We start from the raw sequence: 22,685 nt of genomic DNA, 5'->3' as shown, positions 1-22,685 counted from the left end.
ACAATCATGAAAAAGCTGGTAGCCGCCATCGCGTTCGCGGCGGACAAGCATCGCAATCAGCGGCGCAAGGACGAACAGGCGTCGCCGTACATCAATCATCCGATCGCGCTCGCCGACGTGCTGGCCAACGAGGCCGGCGTCGAGGACGAGCGGGTGATCGTCGCGGCCGTGCTGCACGACACGGTCGAGGATACGGAGACGACCGAGCAGGAACTGCTGCGGCTGTTCGGCAAGGACGTGGCGGACATCGTGATGGAAGTCACCGACGACAAGTCGTTGCCGAAGGAAGAGCGCAAACGCCTGCAGGTCGAGCATGCGGCGACCATCAGCCGGCGTGCAAAGCTCGTGAAGCTGGCCGACAAGATCTGCAACCTGCGCGACATCGCACGGCATCCGCCCGCGGACTGGCCGCTCGAGCGCAAGCAGGCGTACTTCGACTGGGCGAAGTCGGTCGTCGACCCGATGCGCGGCGTGCATCCCGGTCTCGAAGCGATCTTCGACGCCGCCTACGACGCGCGGCCGTCGGCGTGACCGTGCGCGCGAAGCGATCGGCTTGCGTCGCCGGCGTCGATGTGGGTGGCGAAAGGAAGCAATGCGATCTCGTGATCCTGCGCGGCACGTCGGTCGTCTATCGCGCCGACGGCGTTGCGCCGGAAGCGCTGCCGCTGCTGTGCCTCGAACACGAGGTCGTGGCCGTCGGTGTCGATTCGCCGTGCCGATGGTGGGCCGGGGAAGGGCACCGGCCGGCCGAGCGCGCGCTGGTGCGCGAACGGATTTCGTTGTTCTCGACGCCGACGCGCGAGCGCGCGCTGGCCAACACCACCGGCTTCTATGACTGGATGTTCGTCGGCGAGCAGGTCTATCGGGCGCTTGCCGACGCGTACCCGCTGCTGACCGCGCCGCGCTATGCGGGCGGGCGCGCGAGCTTCGAAACCTATCCGCATGCGATCACGTGCGCGCTGCTGGGCAAGGACGTCGCGTCCGCGAAACAGAAGCGCGTTCAGCGCAGGCAGTTGCTGGAAAGGATGGGGATCGACGTCGCGACGCTGACTTCCGTCGATGCGAGAGATGCCGCGCTGTGCGCGCTGACTGCGCGATTCGTGATCGAAGGATGCGCCGACGTTTATGGGGATGCCGAGGGCGGATACATCCGGGTGCCCATGACGCGTGCGCCGTAGCGGCGCCGACCTCCGCACGGGCGCGTTCGCTTCCGCGCATGCCGGTTCGCGTCGCTTGTTTGGCTCGGCCAAACGGCGCTCCTTGCTCCTTGCTCTACGAGCGATTTCGGGCATTCGCATGTGCGTTCCGTATGTAAACAGACCCTGGACTTCATTGTTGCGGACGATCAGCCGATATTCGCGTTGGGTGTGGAGCGCGTGGTCGCGAGTCATGACATCGGATGCGTGACGCATCGCGTGTCGGACAGCGCGACACTGCACGCGGACGCGTGTGATGTGCTGGTGACCAACTTCATGTTCGAAGGCGACAGGCAGGGGGGGCGGATTGCGTACGCTGGGGTACGTTCGACGCAATTTCCCTGCACTGCCGATCGTGGTCTTCACCGTCGCGGAAAACTGCGCCATCTATCGGGAGACCTGGCGCCTGGGTGTCGCCGCGCTCGTCAGCAAGGCAGACTCGCCGGGCGAGCTGCTGCTGGCGATACGGTCGGCCGCTTCGGGGCAGCGCTATCGCTCCGCGATGATACGAAGATGTTCGGATCGCCGCAGAAGCGATCCGGCTACGCCAATTGAAACCATAGCCACGCGGCGGCGATCGACGCCGGTACGCCGAGCGTCATCAGCGCGCCCGCGAGCGGCGGATCGAGCTTCTTGTCGATGGCGATGAGTCCCGCGATGATCATTGGCGGCATCGCCGCCTGCACCAGCGCGACGGCGAGCGGCACGCCCCGCTGCGCGAACACGTAGAGCCCGCAGGCGAGCACGATCGCCGGCACGACGAGCAGCTTGAGGCCGATGCCGACCATGAAATTACGTGCGGCGTCGCGCGCGCTGCGCAGGCTGAAGCTCGCGCCGACCGAGATCATCGCGATCGGCGTGAGTGTGGCGCCGAGCGCGGTCAGCACGTCCTCGACCACGGGCGGGAACGGCACCGGCCGCAGCAGCAGCGCCAGCACCATCGCCTGGATCGGCCGGTAGCCGGCGAGTTGCCGCGCGACGCCGCGCCAGCTCATCGTGCCGCCTGCGTACAGGTCGGCGACGACGAGGCCCGCCGTGCACATCACGATGAAGTTCGCCTGGTCGACGACGAGCGCATGGCCGATCGCGGCGCTCCCGATCAGCGCCTGCACGACCGGCACGCCGACGATCGACGTGTTGCTCGTGCCGCAGACGAGCGTCAGGCAGCCGACCGTCGCCTTGTCGAGGCGCAGCAGCGCGCCCGCGGCGAGCGCGAGCGCGGCTGTCGCCGCGAACACGATCGCGGGCGTCGCGAACAGCCACAGCACGTCCGCGCCGAACGCGATCTTGTGCAGATGCTGCAGCACGAGCGCCGGCAGCGAAATCTGGATCGCGAAGAAATTGAGGCTGGCCGGGAAGTTGGCCGGCAGGCGCTTGCTCCGCGCGAGCGCGGCGCCTGCGACGAGGCAGGCGAGAACGAGAATCAACGGAGCCATCGAGCGGCGTTTGAACGAATCGGATGCCGGAAGGCCCGGCGGGCCACCCGTGCGGGTGGGTGTCGAAAGTCGGCGCGGGACCACGCCAGAGGCGGCGGACCGGGCGCGCGCCCCGCCGGACTATACCCCGGCAGCGCGCGCGATGCGAGGATGCGCACGGTCAGAGCGTGGCCGACGCGCACCGTTCGATCACGGGCGCGAGCCATGCCTGCGCGGCGTCGTGCAGATACGCGTCCTCGATCGTGTACGCGCCTTCCGCGAGCATCTTCGCGCAGGTCGCACGCTGGATATTGCCGCTCGACGTCGTGTGGATCTCGCCCTTCTTCACGCGGATGACGCCGCTCAGCGTCAATTGGCACGCGTCCCATACTTCGCGGCAGATTTCCGGCGCGAGCGCGGCGAGGTCGAACCGGCCGATCGCCTCGAGCACGACGACGACGCCCGCCTGCTCGTCGCGCTCGACCATGATCGCCGCGAGCCGGTTCGGGCGAATCTGGTCGGACACGTTCAGCACCGCGCCTTCGATGTCCTGCGGATAGTAGTTCACGCCGTTCAGGATAATCAGGTCCTTGATCCGTCCGGAGATGAACAGGTGGCCGCGGTCGTCGACGAAGCCGAGGTCGCCCGTGCGCAGCATGCCGTGCGGAAATGCGTCGGGCTAACCGCGCTGTCGATCCGGAAGGGATCGAGCAAGGGCGGTTGCTGCTTCTGATATGGAGGGCGGTGCGGACTGCATCGCCGATCGGAGCAGTGAGCCGGTTTGCATGGGCTCACTGCTTGTTGCCGGTATTCCCGGCTGTTCAATCGTCGAGCAGGGATGGCGGCACGTCGGCGGGATTGGTTTCCTGCGCCATACCGTAATGCATGTCCGCATCGTCGATCATCACTGTCGCGACGTCGATCAGTTCGTCGAGCCGTTGCAGCAGCGATTCGCGCCACTCCGCGTCCTCGTCACGCTCGGGTGTCTTGTCCAGTTGCTCGATGATCGAGTCGGCCGTCTGCAGGAATGGGATTGCCTGCTGGTAGTTCTCGATGGCCACCAGTGCGGCGTTGCGCGCGCCGACCAGCAGTTCCCGGTAATCATCCGCCGGCTCGGATTGTCCCCCGATACGAGGCAACACGTCTGAAATGCGTTGCAGGAGCGGCGGGACCTGTTCCTCCAGCGCGGCGGCGCGTTGGCGTAGCGCTGCGTATTCGGCGTGGAGATCGGCTTCGTCGGATTGAGTGGAGCTGTCCATCGTTGGTCATTGTGCGTGGTTCGGTCGCGGCATGATACTCGACGGCGCATTCGACCTTCATCCCATAAACGGGATCCTGTATGGAGGCGTGGCGCCGGGGAGGTCTGCCAGGGGCGGGCAAGCACGATCGGGTTTGCTGTGCGCGTCCCGTTGAGGCACTCGACGTTTCATCTATATATAGAGACGTGCGTTATTGGGCACCGTGCTTTGGGTGGACCAAGGACGTTGGGATACATGGTTCGTCAACGCAAAAGCCCCCGTGCGCGGCAGCGCACGGGGGCTTTTGAATTTATTTCGCGAAACCCCTTGCGCTTGGCGCGGGAGGTGCTTAGAATCACGCCTCTTTCGCGCTAACGGAAACGCGGCGCGGAAGGGGAAGCGGGTGGTTCGGGAGGTCCGATTGGACGCCTGGAGCGCCGAGGAAGATGAACCCCGCAGTCGCAACGATGTAGTATAAAAAGTTGTTGACGAGCTGCGAAACACGGTTCATAATCTCGCTTCTCTGCTGCTGACAACGCAGCGCTGCTGAGAAAGACGGTTTTCTCGCAGACACGTTCTTTAAAAATTAACAGCCGATAAGTGTGGGCGCTTGATGACAGCGAGCCGATCCTCGGATCAGATAGCAAAAGTATCAAGAGTCTCACGCTAAAGTAAGTCAGGTTTATGAAGTGATTCATATTCCTGTCAGCTTTGAGTGAGCGACCGGTTCTTAACCGAACCGAAAGCAGTAACAGGTTTAAACTGAAGAGTTTGATCCTGGCTCAGATTGAACGCTGGCGGCATGCCTTACACATGCAAGTCGAACGGCAGCACGGGCTTCGGCCTGGTGGCGAGTGGCGAACGGGTGAGTAATACATCGGAACATGTCCTGTAGTGGGGGATAGCCCGGCGAAAGCCGGATTAATACCGCATACGATCCACGGATGAAAGCGGGGGACCTTCGGGCCTCGCGCTATAGGGTTGGCCGATGGCTGATTAGCTAGTTGGTGGGGTAAAGGCCTACCAAGGCGACGATCAGTAGCTGGTCTGAGAGGACGACCAGCCACACTGGGACTGAGACACGGCCCAGACTCCTACGGGAGGCAGCAGTGGGGAATTTTGGACAATGGGGGCAACCCTGATCCAGCAATGCCGCGTGTGTGAAGAAGGCCTTCGGGTTGTAAAGCACTTTTGTCCGGAAAGAAATCCCTGGTCCTAATACGATCGGGGGATGACGGTACCGGAAGAATAAGCACCGGCTAACTACGTGCCAGCAGCCGCGGTAATACGTAGGGTGCGAGCGTTAATCGGAATTACTGGGCGTAAAGCGTGCGCAGGCGGTTCGCTAAGACCGATGTGAAATCCCCGGGCTCAACCTGGGAGCTGCATTGGTGACTGGCGGGCTAGAGTATGGCAGAGGGGGGTAGAATTCCACGTGTAGCAGTGAAATGCGTAGAGATGTGGAGGAATACCGATGGCGAAGGCAGCCCCCTGGGCCAATACTGACGCTCATGCACGAAAGCGTGGGGAGCAAACAGGATTAGATACCCTGGTAGTCCACGCCCTAAACGATGTCAACTAGTTGTTGGGGATTCATTTCCTTAGTAACGTAGCTAACGCGTGAAGTTGACCGCCTGGGGAGTACGGTCGCAAGATTAAAACTCAAAGGAATTGACGGGGACCCGCACAAGCGGTGGATGATGTGGATTAATTCGATGCAACGCGAAAAACCTTACCTACCCTTGACATGGTCGGAATCCTGAAGAGATTCGGGAGTGCTCGAAAGAGAACCGGCGCACAGGTGCTGCATGGCTGTCGTCAGCTCGTGTCGTGAGATGTTGGGTTAAGTCCCGCAACGAGCGCAACCCTTGTCCTTAGTTGCTACGCAAGAGCACTCTAAGGAGACTGCCGGTGACAAACCGGAGGAAGGTGGGGATGACGTCAAGTCCTCATGGCCCTTATGGGTAGGGCTTCACACGTCATACAATGGTCGGAACAGAGGGTCGCCAACCCGCGAGGGGGAGCTAATCCCAGAAAACCGATCGTAGTCCGGATTGCACTCTGCAACTCGAGTGCATGAAGCTGGAATCGCTAGTAATCGCGGATCAGCATGCCGCGGTGAATACGTTCCCGGGTCTTGTACACACCGCCCGTCACACCATGGGAGTGGGTTTTACCAGAAGTGGCTAGTCTAACCGCAAGGAGGACGGTCACCACGGTAGGATTCATGACTGGGGTGAAGTCGTAACAAGGTAGCCGTATCGGAAGGTGCGGCTGGATCACCTCCTTTCCAGAGCTATCTCGCACAAGTTGAGCGCTCACGCTTATCGGCTGTAAATTAGGACAGACTCAGGGGTCTGTAGCTCAGTCGGTTAGAGCACCGTCTTGATAAGGCGGGGGTCGTTGGTTCGAATCCAACCAGACCCACCAATTGTCTGGCGGAAGTACCCTGGGAAGTCTCTGTATGGGGGCATAGCTCAGCTGGGAGAGCACCTGCTTTGCAAGCAGGGGGTCGTCGGTTCGATCCCGTCTGCCTCCACCACAATCTTCAATGCGAAGTGCTTGGTTCGAAAGCGAACCGAGGATTTGGCATTGGCGATTGAGCCAGTCAGAGTGATGCAGGTAACTGTATCGGCTGTCGTTCTTTAACAATCTGGAAGAAGCAAGTAATTTGGATAGCGGAAGCGTCTTTGAGATGGACGTGGAAACTATCCGGGTTGTGATTGTATCGATGTATCTCAAGATGATTCGAACTTCATGTTCGGCTCAATTGGAATACGGCACAACGCGAGAACTCAACCTGTAACGAGACAGACTCGTTATAGGGTCAAGCGAACAAGTGCATGTGGTGGATGCCTTGGCGATCACAGGCGATGAAGGACGCGGTAGCCTGCGAAAAGCTACGGGGAGCTGGCAAACAAGCTTTGATCCGTAGATATCCGAATGGGGAAACCCACTCCGTATGGAGTATCCATGGCTGAATACATAGGCCATGCGAAGCGAACGCGGTGAACTGAAACATCTAAGTAACCGCAGGAAAAGAAATCAACCGAGATTCCCAAAGTAGTGGCGAGCGAAATGGGATGAGCCTTGTACTCTTTATTTGTATTGTTAGCCGAACGCTCTGGAAAGTGCGGCCATAGCAGGTGATAGCCCTGTAGGCGAAAACAGTATGAAAGAACTAGGTGTACGACAAGTAGGGCGGGACACGTGAAATCCTGTCTGAAGATGGGGGGACCATCCTCCAAGGCTAAATACTCGTGATCGACCGATAGTGAACCAGTACCGTGAGGGAAAGGCGAAAAGAACCCCGGGAGGGGAGTGAAATAGATCCTGAAACCGCATGCATACAAACAGTCGGAGCCTCGTAAGGGGTGACGGCGTACCTTTTGTATAATGGGTCAGCGACTTACGTTCAGTAGCAAGCTTAACCGTATAGGGCAGGCGTAGCGAAAGCGAGTCCGAATAGGGCGTTCAGTTGCTGGGCGTAGACCCGAAACCAGGTGATCTATCCATGGCCAGGATGAAGGTGCGGTAACACGTACTGGAGGTCCGAACCCACTAACGTTGAAAAGTTAGGGGATGAGCTGTGGATAGGGGTGAAAGGCTAAACAAACCTGGAAATAGCTGGTTCTCTCCGAAAACTATTTAGGTAGTGCCTCGTGTCTCACCTTCGGGGGTAGAGCACTGTCATGGTTGGGGGGTCTATTGCAGATTACCCCGCCATAGCAAACTCCGAATACCGAAGAGTGCAATCACGGGAGACAGACATCGGGTGCTAACGTCCGGTGTCAAGAGGGAAACAACCCAGACCGCCAGCTAAGGTCCCCAAATATGGCTAAGTGGGAAACGAAGTGGGAAGGCTAAAACAGTCAGGAGGTTGGCTTAGAAGCAGCCACCCTTTAAAGAAAGCGTAATAGCTCACTGATCGAGTCGTCCTGCGCGGAAGATGTAACGGGGCTAAGCCATATACCGAAGCTGCGGATGCGAGCTCGTCTCGCATGGTAGGAGAGCGTTCCGTAAGCCTGCGAAGGTGCCTTGTAAAGGGTGCTGGAGGTATCGGAAGTGCGAATGCTGACATGAGTAGCGATAAAGGGGGTGAAAGGCCCCCTCGCCGTAAGCCCAAGGTTTCCTACGCAACGTTCATCGGCGTAGGGTGAGTCGGCCCCTAAGGCGAGGCAGAAATGCGTAGCTGATGGGAAGCAGGTCAATATTCCTGCACCGTCGTTAGATGCGATGGGGGGACGGATCGCGGAAGGTTGTCCGGGTGTTGGAAGTCCCGGTCGCTGCATTGGAGAAGGCGCTTAGGCAAATCCGGGCGCAGGATTCAAGGGTGTGGCGCGAGCGCTCTAGGGCGCGAAGCAATTGGAAGTGGTTCCAAGAAAAGCCTCTAAGCTTCAGTCTAACGATGACCGTACCGCAAACCGACACAGGTGGGCGAGATGAGTATTCTAAGGCGCTTGAGAGAACTCGGGAGAAGGAACTCGGCAAATTGGTACCGTAACTTCGGGATAAGGTACGCCCTTGTAGCTTGACTGGCCTGCGCCAGGAGGGTGAAGGGGTTGCAATAAACTGGTGGCTGCGACTGTTTAATAAAAACACAGCACTCTGCAAACACGAAAGTGGACGTATAGGGTGTGACGCCTGCCCGGTGCCGGAAGATTAAATGATGGGGTGCAAGCTCTTGATTGAAGTCCCGGTAAACGGCGGCCGTAACTATAACGGTCCTAAGGTAGCGAAATTCCTTGTCGGGTAAGTTCCGACCTGCACGAATGGCGTAACGATGGCCACACTGTCTCCTCCCGAGACTCAGCGAAGTTGAAGTGTTTGTGATGATGCAATCTACCCGCGGCTAGACGGAAAGACCCCATGAACCTTTACTGTAGCTTTGCATTGGACTTTGAACCGATCTGTGTAGGATAGGTGGGAGGCTATGAAACCGGAACGCTAGTTTCGGTGGAGCCGTCCTTGAAATACCACCCTGGTTTGTTTGAGGTTCTAACCTTGGCCCGTGATCCGGGTCGGGGACAGTGCATGGTAGGCAGTTTGACTGGGGCGGTCTCCTCCCAAAGCGTAACGGAGGAGTACGAAGGTACGCTAGGTACGGTCGGAAATCGTGCTGATAGTGCAATGGCATAAGCGTGCTTAACTGCGAGACCGACAAGTCGAGCAGGTGCGAAAGCAGGTCATAGTGATCCGGTGGTTCTGTATGGAAGGGCCATCGCTCAACGGATAAAAGGTACTCTGGGGATAACAGGCTGATACCGCCCAAGAGTTCATATCGACGGCGGTGTTTGGCACCTCGATGTCGGCTCATCTCATCCTGGGGCTGTAGCCGGTCCCAAGGGTATGGCTGTTCGCCATTTAAAGAGGTACGTGAGCTGGGTTTAAAACGTCGTGAGACAGTTTGGTCCCTATCTGCCGTGGGCGTTGGATATTTGAAGGGGGCTGCTCCTAGTACGAGAGGACCGGAGTGGACGAACCTCTGGTGTACCGGTTGTGACGCCAGTCGCATCGCCGGGTAGCTATGTTCGGAAGAGATAACCGCTGAAAGCATCTAAGCGGGAAACTCGCCTTAAGATGAGATATCCCTGGAGGCTTGACCTCCTTGAAGGGTCGTTCGAGACCAGGACGTTGATAGGTCAGGTGTGTAAGCGCAGTAATGCGTTCAGCTAACTGATACTAATTGCCCGTAAGGCTTGATCCTATAACAAGGCTGTCTCGATAGCCGTTAGCGCTTCAGCGCTTACGGATATCGAGCGTCGAGTGCAAGGCACTCGACGTACTGCGGTTGAAGTGCCGCGTATGTGTGAGATACAGCTCACAACCTAAATTACTGCTTCTTCCCGGATTGGTTCTGTTGGCCCAGCCAGCAGAACACCCCTCTTTGCCTGATGACCATAGCGAGTCGGTCCCACCCCTTCCCATCCCGAACAGGACCGTGAAACGACTCTACGCCGATGATAGTGCGGATTCCCGTGTGAAAGTAGGTAATCGTCAGGCTCCCCCAAGCCAGAAACCCCCGCCCAAAAGGCGGGGGTTTTTGCGTTTCCGGCGACGGAAAGATCGCCGCCTATCGATTCACATTCGGCGATACCGCGCCGCATGCGCGAATCACGAGCTGCACGACCTGCTCGGTCCGCTCGTCGAACGCCTTCTGCGTGAACGCTCGCTTGCCGCTCAGCGCGCGGATCTGCGCATCGAAATCCGCGTAGTGCTGCGTGGTTGCCCAGATCAGGTACATCAGCGTGTGCGCGTCGATCGGCGCGAGCAGGCCGCGCGCGATCCAGCCGTCGATCACCTTCACGCGCGTGTCGAACCACGGCTTCACGCGCCCCGCCAGGATGTCCTGCATGTGCTCGGCGCCCTGGATGATCTCGTTGGCCCAGACCTTCGAGCCGAGCGGGCGCCGCCGCGACAGTGCCATCTTCGCGCGCACGTAGCCGCCGATCGCAGCCACCGGATCGTCGTCGGCCTCGAACGTGCCGGCCGCGCGATGCCAGTCCTCGAACAGGTCGTCGAGCACGCGGCGGTAGAGCGCGAGCTTCGTCGGGAAGTAGTAATGCAGGTTGGCTTTCGGCAGGCCCGCGCGCTCCGCGATCATCGCGGTGCTCGCGCCGTCGAGCCCACGCTCCGCGAACACGGCCTCCGCACAGGCGAGCAGATGCGCTTCGTTGGACTCGCGGATGTGCGCCTTGCGTCGCCGCAAAGGCGTGGCCGTTGCTTCGCTTTCCATCGCTTCGGTTACGGCTTCGTCAAGTTTCATCGTTGCCCTCGCGCGGCGGGCATGCCGCGTTGGGCTTCATTCTAGCCGCTCGTCCACGGGCTGGCACGCACCCGGATTGCGTTGCACACCATGCGATGTTGCAACGCAGTGGCACGCTTCTCGCTACAAGTCTTCACGCAAGAAAGACATTGATTTGCCAATGGGATTCGCCTAAAACCTGTCCAATCGGACAGGATTCGACGAGCGGCGGAGGGCCCCGGCGAATCGCCCGGTCACTCGCCGGCAATGAACCGGAAACGTGCACCTTGTGCGTGCGGCCATGCCCCGGAACAGGCCGCGCATGCACCGGCAGCGACTGAACCGACAGCATGACTGATCAGAGGAGCGACGCGAATGAACGCGGTATCGGAAACAGTGAAGCGGGCAGCTTTCGACACGTCGATCAAGGTCGACGGCAAGCGGTTGTGGGACAGCCTGATGGAGGTCGCGAAGATCGGCGCGACGCCGAAGGGCGGCGTGTGCCGCCTCGCGCTGACCGATCTCGACAAGGCCGGCCGCGACCTGATCGTCGGCTGGGCGAAGGCCGCCGGCTGCACGGTGACGGTCGATACGATGGGCAACGTGTTCATGCGCCGCGCGGGTCGCGCGGCCGATGCGGCGCCGGTCGTTACCGGCTCGCACGCGGATTCGCAGCCGACGGGCGGCCGCTTCGACGGCATCTACGGCGTGCTCGGCGGCCTCGAAGTGATTCGCAGTCTCAACGATCACGGCATCGAGACCGAGCATCCGGTCGAGGTCGTGATCTGGACCAACGAGGAAGGCTCGCGCTTCGCGCCCGCGATGGTCGCATCCGGCGTATTCGCGGGCGTGTTCCCGCTCGAATACGGGCTGTCGCGCAAGGACGTGGACGGCAAGACGATCGGCGAGGAACTGGCGCGCATCGGTTACGCGGGCGACGTGCCGTGCGGCGGGCGCAAGCTGCACGCGGCGTTCGAACTGCACATCGAGCAGGGGCCGATACTCGAAGCGGAGTGCAAGACGATCGGCGTCGTGACCGACGCGCAGGGGCAGCGCTGGTACGAGATCACGTTCACCGGCCAGGAAGCGCATGCGGGGCCGACCCCGATGCCGCGCCGGCGCGATGCGCTGCTCGGTGCGTCGCGCGTGGTCGATCTGGTCAACCGGATCGGCCTCGATCACGCGCCGTTCGGCTGCGCGACGGTCGGCATGATGCAGGTCTACCCGAACTCGCGCAACGTGATTCCCGGCCGCGTGTTCTTCACCGTCGATTTCCGTCATCCGGACGACACGGTGCTCGCGAAGATGGATGCGGCATTGCGCGACGGCGTGGCGCGCATCGCGGCCGACATCGGGCTCGAGACCCAGCTCGAGCAGATCTTCTATTACAAGCCGGTCGCGTTCGACGCCGATTGTGTTACGGCCGTGCGCGCCGCGGCCGACCGCTTCGGCTACTCGCATCGAGACATCGTGTCGGGCGCGGGGCACGATGCGTGCTATCTCGCCCAGGTCGCGCCGACGTCGATGGTGTTCGTGCCGTGTGTCGACGGGATCAGCCACAACGAGATCGAGGACGCGACGCCCGCGTGGATCGAGGCCGGCGCGAACGTGCTGCTGCATGCAATGCTGTCGCGCGCATGCGAGCCGGCTTCATGACGACGCAGCCCTAGCAGGCATTCCCGCTATCGACTGACCGCATCGCCCATAAAACCGCCGTCCCGGTTCCGCATTCGCGCAGCCGGCAGGCACGGCTATGTCCTCACCTTGACGAAGGAACGCGCATGACCACCAAGCCAACCGGCGATATCGCCGCGCATCGCCTGTCGTCCACGCAACTCTCGTGCGAATTCGCCGATATCGCGCCGCTGCTCGATCCGACCGCCGCGGCGGCCGCCGCCAGCCGCTGCCACTACTGCTACGACGCGCCGTGCGTGCAGGCCTGCCCGACGCAGATCGACATCCCGAGCTTTATCCGCAAGATCGGCAACGGCAACCTGAGGGGCGCCGCGACCGACATCCTGTCGGCGAACCCGCTCGGCGGGATGTGCGCACGCGTGTGCCCGACCGAAATCCTGTGCGAAGGCGCATGCGTGCGCAACCACCAGGATGCGCAGCCCGTTGCGATCGGCGCGCTGCAGCGGCATGCGACCGACTGGGCGATGGCATCGGGCGCCGTCGCGTTCCGTCGCGCGCCCGACACCGGCCGCCACGTCGCGGTGGTCGGTGCGGGCCCGGCCGGGCTCGCGTGTGCGCACCGGCTCGCGCTCGCCGGGCATCGCGTCACGCTGTTCGACGCGCGCCCGAAAGCAGGCGGCCTCAACGAATACGGGATCGCCGCGTACAAGACCGTCGACGATTTCGCGCAGCGCGAAGTCGAGTGGCTGCTGTCGGTGGGCGGCATCGCGCTGGAAACGGGCGTCGCACTCGGACGCGACGTCACGCTCGACGCGCTGCGCGAGCAGCACGACGCGGTGTTCCTCGCGATGGGCCTCGGCGGCGTGCGGGCGCTCGCGATCGAAGGCGAGCAACTCGGCGGCGTGATGAACGCAGTCGACTTCATCGAGCAGGTACGGCAGGCCGACGCGCTGGAGAGCGTGCCGGTCGGGCGGCGCGTGGTCGTGATCGGCGGCGGCAATACGGCCATCGATGCGGCGGTGCAAAGCCGCAAGCTCGGCGCCGATCGCGTGACGATGGTGTACCGGCGTGGCGTGGACGCGATGAGCGCGACGTGGGCCGAGCGCGAATTTGCGCAGAAGTGCGGCGTCACGCTCGTCACGCACGCGAAGCCGATGTGCCTGTGCGGCGTCGACGGGCAGGTGACGGGCGTCGAGTTCGAGGCGGCATCGGGCGAGCGTTTCACCGTCGAGGCGGACATGGTGCTGAAGGCGATCGGCCAGACGCTGGTGCCGGTCGGCATCGAGCGCGAATTGCTGACGCTCGACGGCAGCCGGATCGCGGTGGACGCGGACGGGCGCACCGCATGGCCCGACGTGTGGGCCGGCGGCGACTGCGCGGCGACGGGCGGCGTCGACCTCACGGTGCAGGCCGTGCAGGACGGCAAGCGAGCGGCCGCGTCGATCGACGCCGCCCTCGTGCGGCGCGACGCGCAGGCGGCCTGAGCCGGCAGCACGCACACGCCGCCCACCTGATCGATCACGACAACGACCCCACTCTCACGGAGCCGAACATGGCCGACCTTCGCTGCACCATCGCGGGCATCACTTCGCCGAATCCCTTCTGGCTGGCGTCCGCCCCGCCGACCGACAAGGCCTACAACGTGAACCGGGCGTTCGAGGCGGGCTGGGGCGGTGTCGTGTGGAAGACGCTCGGGCTCGATCCGCACGTCGTCAACGTCAGTTCGCGCTACGGTGCCGTGCAGTGGAACGGCCAGCGCATCGCGGGGCTGAACAACATCGAGCTGATCACCGACCGTCCGCTCGACGTGAACCTGAGAGAGATCGCGCAGGTGAAGCGCGACTGGCCGGATCGCGCGCTGATCGTGTCGCTGATGGTGCCGTGCAACGAGCGGGACTGGAAATGGATTTTGCCGCTCGTCGAGGATACGGGCGCCGACGCGGTCGAGCTGAACTTCGGCTGTCCGCACGGGATGAGCGAGCGCGGGATGGGCGCGGCGGTCGGGCAGGTGCCCGAATACGTGGAGATGGTCACGCGCTGGGTGAAGGAAGGCACGAAGCTGCCGTGCCTCGTGAAGCTCACGCCGAACATCAGCGACATCCGGATGGGGTCGCGCGCGGCATACAAGGGCGGCGCGGACGGCGTGTCGCTGATCAATACGATCAACTCGATCGTCGCCGTCGATCTCGACCACATGGCGCCGATGCCGACGGTGGACGGCAAGGGTACGCACGGCGGTTATTGCGGCCCCGCGGTCAAGCCGATCGCATTGAACATGGTCGCGGAGATCGCGCGCGACCCGGAAACGCCGAACCTGCCGATCTCCGGCATCGGCGGCATCTCGTCGTGGCGCGATGCGGCCGAGTTCATGGTGCTCGGTGCCGGCAGCGTGCAGGTGTGCACCGCGGCGATGCATTACGGATTCCGGATCGTGTCGGACCTCGCCGACGGGCTGTCGAACTGGATGGACGAGAAGGGCTACGCGACGCTCGACGATATCCGTGGCCGTGCGGTGCCGAACGTGACCGACTGGAAATACCTGAACCTGAAGTACGACATCAAGGCGCGCATCGACCAGGACCGCTGCATCCAGTGCGGGCTGTGCCATATCGCGTGCGAGGACACGTCGCACCAGGCGATCACGGCGACGAAGGACGGCGTGCGTCACTTCGAAGTGGTGGACTCGGAATGCGTCGGGTGCAATCTTTGCATGCATGTGTGTCCGGTCGAGCAGTGCATCACGATGGAGCGTGTCGATTCGGGCGACTACGCGAACTGGACCACGCATCCGAACAATCCGGCGCGCGTCGACGCACGCGCGAGCGCGGCTCAGCCCGCGAAACACGCGAAGGCTGCCTGACCGGCGTCCGGCGCCCGGTACCGGTTCGGGCGCCGTTTCCGATCCTTCCGGTCCGGCGTCGCGCGCCACGCGGCGCGGGCGTGGATGATTCCGTGGAGCGTTCTTGATGAAGCTGACAGCGAATCCCGCCGATCCCGATGGCGCCGCGGCGCAGGGCGGCAGCCTGTACAACGACGACCTCGCGCCGACGACGCCGGCGCAGCGCACGTGGAAGTGGTATCACTTCGCGGCGCTCTGGGTCGGGATGGTGATGAACATTGCGTCGTACATGCTTGCGGCGGGGCTGATCCAGGAAGGCATGTCGCCGTGGCAGGCCGTGACGACGGTATTGCTCGGCAACCTGATCGTGCTCGTGCCGATGCTGCTGATCGGTCATGCGGGCGCGAAGCACGGGATTCCGTACGCGGTGCTCGTGCGCGCGTCGTTCGGCACGCAGGGCGCGAAGCTGCCGGCGCTGTTGCGCGCGATCGTCGCATGCGGCTGGTACGGGATCCAGACCTGGCTCGGCGGCAGTGCGATCTATACGCTGCTGAACATCCTGACCGGCAACGTGCTGCACGGCGCCGCGCTGCCGGTCGTCGGCATCGGCTTCGGGCAGCTCGCGTGCTTCCTCGTGTTCTGGGCGCTGCAGCTCTACTTCATCTGGCACGGCACCGATTCGATCCGCTGGCTCGAGAGCTGGTCCGCGCCGATCAAGGTCGTGATGTGTGTGGCGCTCGTGTGGTGGGCGACGTCGAAGGCGGGCGGCTTCGGCACGATGCTGTCGGCGCCGTCGCAGTTCGCGGCGGGCGGCAAGAAGGCCGGGCTGTTCTGGGCGACCTTCTGGCCCGGCCTGACCGCGATGGTCGGCTTCTGGGCGACGCTCGCCTTGAACATTCCCGATTTCACGCGCTTCGCACATTCGCAGCGCGACCAGGTGATCGGCCAGTCGATCGGGCTGCCGTTGCCGATGGCGCTGCTGTCGGTGGTGTCGGTCGTCGTGACGTCCGCGACCGTCGTGATCTACGGCAACGCGATCTGGGATCCGATCGACCTGACGAGCCGGATGACGGGCATCGGCGTGGGCATCGCGCTCGTGATCCTCACGCTCGACACGATGTGCTGCAACCTCGCGGCGAATCTCGTCGGCCCGGCCTACGATTTCTCGAGCCTGTGGCCGAAGGCGATCTCGTACCGCACCGGCGGGATGATCACCGCGACCATCGCGATCGTGATGATGCCGTGGAAGATCCTGGCGACGACGGACGGCTACATCTTCACCTGGCTCGTCGGCTATTCGGCGCTGCTCGGGCCCGTGGCCGGGATCATGATGGTCGACTACTTCCTGATTCGCGGCACGCGGCTCGACGCGCGCGCGCTGTTCGACAAGCGCGGCGGCTTCAGCTACGCGCACGGCTGGAACCCGGCCGCGCTGGCCGCGCTCGCGGTCGGCGTGCTGCCGAACCTGCCCGGCTTCCTGCACACGGCGTTTCCGGCGTCGTTCCCGAACGTGCCGGCGTTCTTCAACACGCTTTACACGTACGCGTGGTTCGTCGGTCTCGTGCTGGCGTCGGGCGTGTACGGCACCTGGATGAAGTGGCGCGCCGGGCAAAGCGCGCAGGTGGCGAGCGCCTGAACGGCACGGACATTGTCAGTCAACGAGGAGGCAACCCAATGGCAATCCTGATTCGCGGCGGCACCGTGGTCGATGCTGACCGCTCCTATCGCGCCGACGTTCTGTGCGCGGACCCTGAAGACGGCGGCACGATCCTGCAGATCGCCGAGCAGATCGACGCGCCGGCCGGCGCGAGCGTCGTCGACGCGCACGATCAGTACGTGATGCCGGGCGGCATCGATCCGCATACGCACATGGAACTGCCGTTCATGGGCACGACCGCGAGCGACGACTTCTACACGGGCACGGCCGCCGGGCTCGCGGGCGGCACGACGAGCATCATCGACTTCGTGATCCCGAGCCCGAAGCAGCCGCTGATGGACGCGTTCCGCGAATGGCGCGGCTGGGCCGAGAAGGCGGCGGCCGACTACGGCTTCCACGTGGCCGTGACGTGGTGGGACGAGAGCGTGCATCGCGACATGGGGACGCTCGTGCGCGAGCACGGCGTGTCGAGCTTCAAGCACTTCATGGCCTACAAGAACGCGATCATGGCCGACGACGAGGTGCTCGTGAACAGTTTCTCTCGTTCGCTCGAACTCGGCGCGCTGCCGACCGTGCACGCGGAGAACGGCGAGCTCGTGTTCCAGCTGCAGAAGGCGCTGCTCGCGCGCGGGATGACGGGGCCGGAGGCGCATCCGCTGTCGCGGCCGCCGGAGGTCGAGGGCGAGGCCGCGAACCGCGCGATCCGCATCGCGCAGGTGCTCGGCGTGCCCGTGTATATCGTGCACGTTTCCGCGAAGGATGCGGTCGACGCGATCACGCGCGCGCGCAGCGAAGGGCTGCGTGTGTTCGGCGAAGTGCTGCCGGGCCACCTGGTGATCGACGAGTCCGTCTATCGCGACCCGGACTGGACGCGTGCGGCCGCGCACGTGATGAGCCCGCCGTTCCGCTCGGCCGAGCATCGCGAGGCGCTGTGGCGCGGGCTGCAGGCGGGGCAGCTGCATACGACGGCGACCGACCACTGCGTATTCTGCGCGTCGCAGAAGGCGATGGGCCGCGACGATTTCACGCGGATCCCGAACGGCTGCGGCGGGGTCGAGGATCGCATGTCGGTGCTGTGGCATCACGGCGTGAATCACGGCCGCATCACGCCGAACGAATTCGTGCGGATCACGTCGACGAACGCCGCGCAGATCTTCAACCTGTATCCGCGCAAGGGTGCCGTGCAGGTGGGCGCCGATGCCGACCTCGTCGTGTGGGACCCGGCCGCGACGAAGACGATCTCGGTGAAGACCCATCACCAGCAGGTCGACTTCAACGTGTTCGAGGGGATGACGGTGCAGGGCGTCGCGACGCACACGCTCACGCGCGGCGCACTCGCGTGGGCCGACGGCGAATTGCGCGCGGTGCGCGGCGCTGGCCGCTACCTGAAGCGCCCGCCGGCGGCCGGCTACTACGAGGCCGCGCGGAGCGCGAACCGGCTCAGGGAGCCGCATCCCGTCGAGCGAGACGGCTGAGCCCGCGCGCCGCAACCTGTCCGAACGGTCAATATATGGCACAGGTTGTGCTTGATCCTTCCGGTTTCATCCGCAGGACTCGCCTGAAGCTGACTGATTGGTCAACATCGATGCACGCGCGCACCTGAAGCAGGCGGCGCGCTCGAATGTGGGGCAATTGGAACGCCGGGCGAGCCATGCTCGACGACAGGCGCGTCGGGCCTTCGACAACAACAATACGGACGCAGGATCAGGCGCATGTGCATAGAAGAACTGAATAACGAGTCAAGAGGTGAAAGGCATTCGAAATACCCGGCGGCACGCATCGGCCTCGCGCTGCTGACCCTCGCGGCCGGCATGCTGGCCGCGACGCCGGCGCGGGCCGAGTCGCCGCCGGCCGGACCGCTGCTCGCCGAGAGCGGCGCGGTCGTGCCGAACCCGCCGCCGCCGCCCGCGCCCTCGCCGTATCTGTCGACGTGGTTTCACCAGAGCCTCGGCGTGATCGGGTCGAAGGACATCCGCTTCGGGCCGCACACGACCAACGACGTGTACCTCGAATACGAATACTTCGGCCGCAAGGGGCCGTTCGACCTGTACGGCTACGTCGACCTGCCGCGCGCGTTCGGCGTCGGCAACGGCTACGACTCCGGCTATACGAACAAGGGCTCGCCGCTGTTCAGCGAGCAGGAGCCGCGCGTGTCGATCGACGATCTGCTGGGCCGGCATCTCGGGTTCGGGCCGTTCAAGGAATGGTACGTCGCGTTCGACTGGATCTACGACCAGGGGCACAACACGGCCGGGCGGCAGAACACGCTGTATGCGGGTGTCGGCACCGACATCGACACGCATACGAAGCTGATGCTGTCCGCGAACCTGTATGCGCGCCGGCAATGGGAGAACTACGGCGCGGCCAACCAGAACACGTGGGACGGCTACCGCGCGCAGATGAAATACATCTACCCGATCGGTACGTTCCACGGCGGCAATCTGACCTACGTCGGGTTCTTCAACTACGACTTCGGGTCGAAGCTGCGCGAGGAGACGGGCGGCAATACGCGTACCGACACGGCGTTCGTCTCGACCAACGTGCTGATCTATTCGTTCAAGCACTGGCGTTTCTGGACCGCGGCCCGCTATTTCCACAACGGCGGCCAGTGGGGCGGCACCGAGCTGAATTTCGGCGACGGGCCGTTCCAGAACCGCTCGACCGGCTGGGGCTATTACGCGAGCGTCGGTTATCAGTTCTGATGCACGACGCCATCACAAGAAACGTTCACGCGAGGATTTCCATGATCAAGAAGAGAATGCTTCAACTGCTTGCCGTGCTGGCGCTGGCAGGCACGTTCGCGACCGCTGCGCATGCGGCGGGCGACGGCGCGCGGCGGCCGCGCGCGGTCAAGGTGATGATCGTCACGATGTTCGGGCCGGAGGGCAAGGCATGGCTCGACCGGATCGGGCCGGTGCACAGGATCGCGGTGCCGGGCCTGTCGCCCGATTACCCGGACGTCAGTTGCACGCGCGACGACGTCTGCGTGCTGACGACCGGCATGGGCCACGCGAACGCGGCTGCGTCGATGGCGGCACTGGTCTATTCGCGCCGGTTCGACCTGCGCAAGACCTATTTCGTCGTGACCGGGATCGCCGGCATCGATCCGGCGCAGGGTACGCTCGGCTCGGCTGCATGGGCGCGCTACCTGGTCGACTTCGGGATCCAGTGGGAGCTGGATGCGCGCGAGATCCCGGCCGGCTGGAAGTCGGGTTACCTCGGCATCAACACGAAGCGCGGAGACGAGAAGCCGCCGCTCGACTACCGCACCGAGGTGTTCCGGTTGAACGAGGCGCTGCTCCGCAAGGCCGTCGCGCTGTCGCGTGACGTGACGCTGCACGACAGCAAGGAAGCGGCCGCGTATCGCGCGAAGTATCCGGACGCGCCGGCGAACCGGCCGCCGACGGTGATCCAGTGCGATACGCTCGCGGGCGACACGTGGTTCTCGGGCACGAAGCTCGGCGAGCGTGCGAGCGAATGGACGCGTTTGCTGACCGACGGCAAGGGGGTGTACTGCACGACGCAGCAGGAAGACAATGCGACGTTCGAAGTGATCAAGCGGGCGGCCGCGGCAGGGCTTGCCGATACGCGGCGCGTGGCCGTGCTGCGCTCGGGTTCGGACTTCGACCGGCCGCCGCCGGGCGGCTCGGACGTCGACAATCTGCTCGATTACCAGAGCCAGGGCGGGTTCGTGCCGGCCCTCGACAATCTGTACCTGGCCGGTTCGCCGCTCGTGAACGAGATCGTGAAGGACTGGGCTCACTGGAAAGACGGCGTGCCGGCCGAGTGACGGCGGCCATGCGCGTGACACCGGCTCGCGCCGGATGCGGCGCGGGCAATTGACGCGCTCGCTCCGGGCGAGCGCGTTCCAACAACGAGAGAGGGGGCACCACGTGGATATTCTGCGCAGTCTCCTGGGTATGCTGTTCCTGCTGCTGGTGGCCTATCTGCTGTCGAACAACCGGCGCGCGGTGAGCGGCCGGACCATGATCGCCGCGCTGTGCACGCAGCTGGCGATCGGCGCGCTGGTGCTGTTCGTGCCGTCCGGCCGCGCGGCGCTGGCGGCGGCCGCGAACGGCGTCAATCGCGTGCTCGACATGGGCAATCACGGCATCGCGTTCGTGTTCGGCGGGCTCGTCGACAGCAAGATGTTCCAGCTGTTCGGCGACGGCGGATTCGTGTTCGGCCTGCGCGTGCTGCCGATGATCATCTTCGTGACCGCGCTGATCGCGGTGCTGTACTACATCGGCGTGATGAAGTGGATCGTCGCGATCCTCGGCGCCGCACTGGCGAAAGTGCTCGGCGTGAGCCGCATCGAGGCGTGCTCGGCCGTCGCGACGATCTTTCTCGGGCAGAGCGAGATGCCCGCGCTCGTGAAGCCGTTCGTGCGGAACATGACGAGCGCCGAGATCTTCACGGTGATGGCCAGCGGGATGGCGTCGGTCGCGGGCTCGGTGCTGGTCGGCTATGCGGGCCTCGGCGTGAAGATGGAATACCTGCTTGCCGCGTCGTTCATGGCGGTGCCCGGCGGCCTGCTGTTCGGCAAGCTGCTGTTTCCGACGGTCGAGCCGAGCCGCGTCGTGGTGGACGGGCTCGACTTCGACGACAAGCGCGCGGCCAACGTGATCGAGGCGGCGGCGTCGGGCGCGTCGGTCGGGCTGCGGATCGCGATCAACGTCGGCGCGATGCTGATCGCGTTCGTCGGGCTCATCGCGCTGATGAACCTCATCGTCAGCGGCGCGGCGGCGTTCGCGGGCTTTCCGCACGTCACGCTGCCGGGCCTGCTCGGCCGCGTGTTCGCGCCGCTCGCGTGGATCATCGGCGTGCCGTGGCACGACGCGGCACTGGCCGGCAACTTCATCGGCGAGAAGCTGATCTTCAACGAGTTCGTCGCGTATGGCGACCTGTCGCCGTACCTGAAGAACGGCGCGCAGGTGCTCGACCCGAAGACGCTCGCGATCGTGTCGTTCGCGCTGTGCGGCTTCGCGAACTTCTCGTCGATCGCGATCCTTGCAGGCGGCTTCAGCGCGGTTGCGCCCGAGCGCCGCTCGGAAGTCGCGCGGCACGGCCTGCGCGCACTGACGGCCGCGACGCTGTCGAACCTGATGAGCGCGGCGATTGCGGGCCTGTTCTTTTCCCTGCATTGAGCGAGATTTTCCCGCATGAAGGCTTCCCCCATCGACCCCGTGTCACGCAACCTGCTGACCGAGGCGGCGCTCAAGGCGCTGCACCTCGTCGATCTGACGTCGCTGAACGACGACGACACCGACGCCCGGATCGACGCGCTGGCCGCGTCCGCCGACACGCCGGTCGGCACGCCCGCCGCGCTGTGCGTGTATCCGCGCTTCGTTGCAACCGCGCGCGCCGCGCTGGCCGCGCGCGGCCTCGCGCTGCCGATCGCCACCGTGACGAACTTCCCGTCAGGTGACCTGCCGCCCGACGCGGCGGCGCGCGAAACCGCCGACGCGGCCGCGCTCGGCGCGGACGAGATCGACGTCGTCTTCCCGTATCGCGCGCTGCTCGCGGGCGACGCGCAAATCGGCCTCGAGCTGGTCGCGCAATGCCGCGCGGCCGCGGCCGGCAAGTGCCTGAAGGTGATCGTCGAATCGGGCGAGCTGCGCGAGCCGGCGCTGATCCGGCAGGCGAGCGAGATCGCGATCGAGGGCGGCGCGGATTTCATCAAGACGTCGACGGGAAAGGTGCCCGTCAACGCGACGCTCGACGCGGCCGCGATCATGCTCGGCACGATCCGCGAGTCCGGGCGCGCGGTGGGCTTCAAGGCGGCGGGCGGCGTGCGCACCGCTGACGAGGCGGCCGCCTATCTCATGCTCGCCGAGCAGGTGTTCGGGCCGGGTTGGGCGACGCCCGCGACGTTCCGCTTCGGCGCGTCGAGCCTGCTCGCGAATCTGCTTGCCGTGCTCGGGCACGCGCCCGGCGCGGTCCGGCCATCTTCCTATTGA

The 22,685-nt window shown here is 63.9% G+C and carries 14 protein-coding genes, 2 tRNA genes, 3 rRNA genes and 1 pseudogene; 16 read left to right on the top strand and 4 right to left on the bottom strand.

All coding sequences use genetic code 11. The features are described from left to right. The first annotated feature begins 6 nt into the window (after positions 1–6). Entirely contained in the window at positions 7–531 is a 525-nt protein-coding gene (locus WT26_RS02625; RefSeq protein ID WP_069272114.1) for an HD domain-containing protein, read from the top strand. Then, entirely contained in the window at positions 528–1,178 is a 651-nt protein-coding gene (locus WT26_RS02620; RefSeq protein WP_069272113.1) for a DUF429 domain-containing protein, read from the top strand. Before WT26_RS02625 ends, WT26_RS02620 begins: the two co-directional genes overlap by 4 nt. 560 nt (positions 1,179–1,738) lie before the next feature. Here WT26_RS02620 and WT26_RS02615 read toward each other — a convergent pair. The 3 genes and pseudogenes from WT26_RS02615 to WT26_RS02605 form a co-directional block, all read right to left on the bottom strand. Then, entirely contained in the window at positions 1,739–2,632 is an 894-nt protein-coding gene (locus WT26_RS02615) for an AEC family transporter (RefSeq protein WP_059807100.1), read from the bottom strand. A 160-nt stretch (positions 2,633–2,792) separates the two neighbouring features. After that, a pseudogene (locus tag WT26_RS38315) lies at positions 2,793–3,284 on the bottom strand (AMP-binding protein); the annotation flags it as partial. 148 nt (positions 3,285–3,432) lie between these two features. Further along, positions 3,433–3,870, bottom strand: a complete 438-nt coding sequence (locus WT26_RS02605) for an ATPase (protein WP_069272112.1) — start codon at positions 3,868–3,870, stop codon at positions 3,433–3,435. A 738-nt stretch (positions 3,871–4,608) separates the two neighbouring features. On the opposite strand from WT26_RS02605, the gene WT26_RS02600 reads away from it, so the two are divergent. From WT26_RS02600 to rrf, 5 genes are all read left to right on the top strand, one after another. Continuing rightward, positions 4,609–6,139: ribosomal RNA gene (locus WT26_RS02600) — 16S ribosomal RNA — on the top strand. Between the two features lie 63 nt (positions 6,140–6,202). Beyond that, positions 6,203–6,279 (top strand) — tRNA-Ile (locus WT26_RS02595). Between the two features lie 36 nt (positions 6,280–6,315). After that, positions 6,316–6,391, top strand: a tRNA-Ala gene (locus WT26_RS02590). A gap of 283 nt (positions 6,392–6,674) precedes the next feature. Beyond that, a 23S ribosomal RNA gene (locus WT26_RS02585) occupies positions 6,675–9,556 on the top strand. A 183-nt stretch (positions 9,557–9,739) separates the two neighbouring features. Beyond that, a 5S ribosomal RNA gene (rrf, locus tag WT26_RS02580) occupies positions 9,740–9,852 on the top strand. Together the 16S, 23S and 5S rRNA genes with 2 tRNA genes alongside form the textbook arrangement of a ribosomal RNA operon. Positions 9,853–9,922: 70 nt before the next feature. Here rrf and WT26_RS02575 read toward each other — a convergent pair. Then, a complete protein-coding gene (locus tag WT26_RS02575) occupies positions 9,923–10,615 on the bottom strand; it encodes a TetR/AcrR family transcriptional regulator (RefSeq protein ID WP_069272111.1) in 693 nt (230 codons plus the stop codon). Between the two features lie 354 nt (positions 10,616–10,969). On the opposite strand from WT26_RS02575, the gene WT26_RS02570 reads away from it, so the two are divergent. The 9 genes from WT26_RS02570 (at position 10,970) to deoC (ending at position 22,685) form a co-directional block, all read left to right on the top strand. Next, positions 10,970–12,250 carry a Zn-dependent hydrolase gene (locus WT26_RS02570; protein ID WP_069272110.1) on the top strand — a complete coding sequence of 427 codons (1,281 nt, stop codon included), beginning with the start codon at positions 10,970–10,972 and terminating at the stop codon, positions 12,248–12,250. A gap of 125 nt (positions 12,251–12,375) precedes the next feature. Then, positions 12,376–13,713, top strand: a complete 1,338-nt coding sequence (locus WT26_RS02565) for an NAD(P)-dependent oxidoreductase (RefSeq protein WP_069272109.1) — start codon at positions 12,376–12,378, stop codon at positions 13,711–13,713. Positions 13,714–13,781: 68 nt separating this feature from the next. Continuing rightward, positions 13,782–15,089 carry an NAD-dependent dihydropyrimidine dehydrogenase subunit PreA gene (gene preA / locus WT26_RS02560; protein ID WP_069272108.1) on the top strand — a complete coding sequence of 436 codons (1,308 nt, stop codon included), beginning with the start codon at positions 13,782–13,784 and terminating at the stop codon, positions 15,087–15,089. Between the two features lie 106 nt (positions 15,090–15,195). Continuing rightward, positions 15,196–16,704: an NCS1 family nucleobase:cation symporter-1 gene (locus WT26_RS02555; RefSeq protein ID WP_069272107.1), complete on the top strand. Its 1,509-nt coding sequence runs from the start codon at positions 15,196–15,198 to the stop codon at positions 16,702–16,704. A gap of 38 nt (positions 16,705–16,742) precedes the next feature. Beyond that, positions 16,743–18,200: a dihydropyrimidinase gene (hydA, locus tag WT26_RS02550; RefSeq protein WP_069272106.1), complete on the top strand. Its 1,458-nt coding sequence runs from the start codon at positions 16,743–16,745 to the stop codon at positions 18,198–18,200. Between the two features lie 237 nt (positions 18,201–18,437). Then, complete coding sequence (locus WT26_RS02545; protein ID WP_069272105.1) at positions 18,438–19,427, top strand: nucleoside-specific channel-forming protein Tsx; 990 nt, start codon at positions 18,438–18,440, stop codon at positions 19,425–19,427. A gap of 41 nt (positions 19,428–19,468) precedes the next feature. Continuing rightward, positions 19,469–20,515 (top strand): purine-nucleoside phosphorylase, encoded by a 1,047-nt coding sequence (locus WT26_RS02540; RefSeq protein WP_069272104.1) that lies wholly within the window; start codon positions 19,469–19,471, stop codon positions 20,513–20,515. 103 nt (positions 20,516–20,618) lie between these two features. Beyond that, on the top strand, positions 20,619–21,872 hold the full coding sequence (locus WT26_RS02535; RefSeq protein ID WP_069272103.1) for a NupC/NupG family nucleoside CNT transporter: 1,254 nt from the start codon (positions 20,619–20,621) through the stop codon (positions 21,870–21,872). 15 nt (positions 21,873–21,887) lie between these two features. Further along, a complete protein-coding gene (gene deoC, locus WT26_RS02530; RefSeq protein ID WP_069269635.1) occupies positions 21,888–22,685 on the top strand; it encodes a deoxyribose-phosphate aldolase in 798 nt (265 codons plus the stop codon).

This window comes from Burkholderia cepacia, from assembly GCF_001718835.1.
Lineage (GTDB): Bacteria > Pseudomonadota > Gammaproteobacteria > Burkholderiales > Burkholderiaceae > Burkholderia > Burkholderia cepacia_F.
Note: the sequence above shows the minus strand (reverse complement) of the source record. Positions and strands in the feature narration are given on the sequence as shown.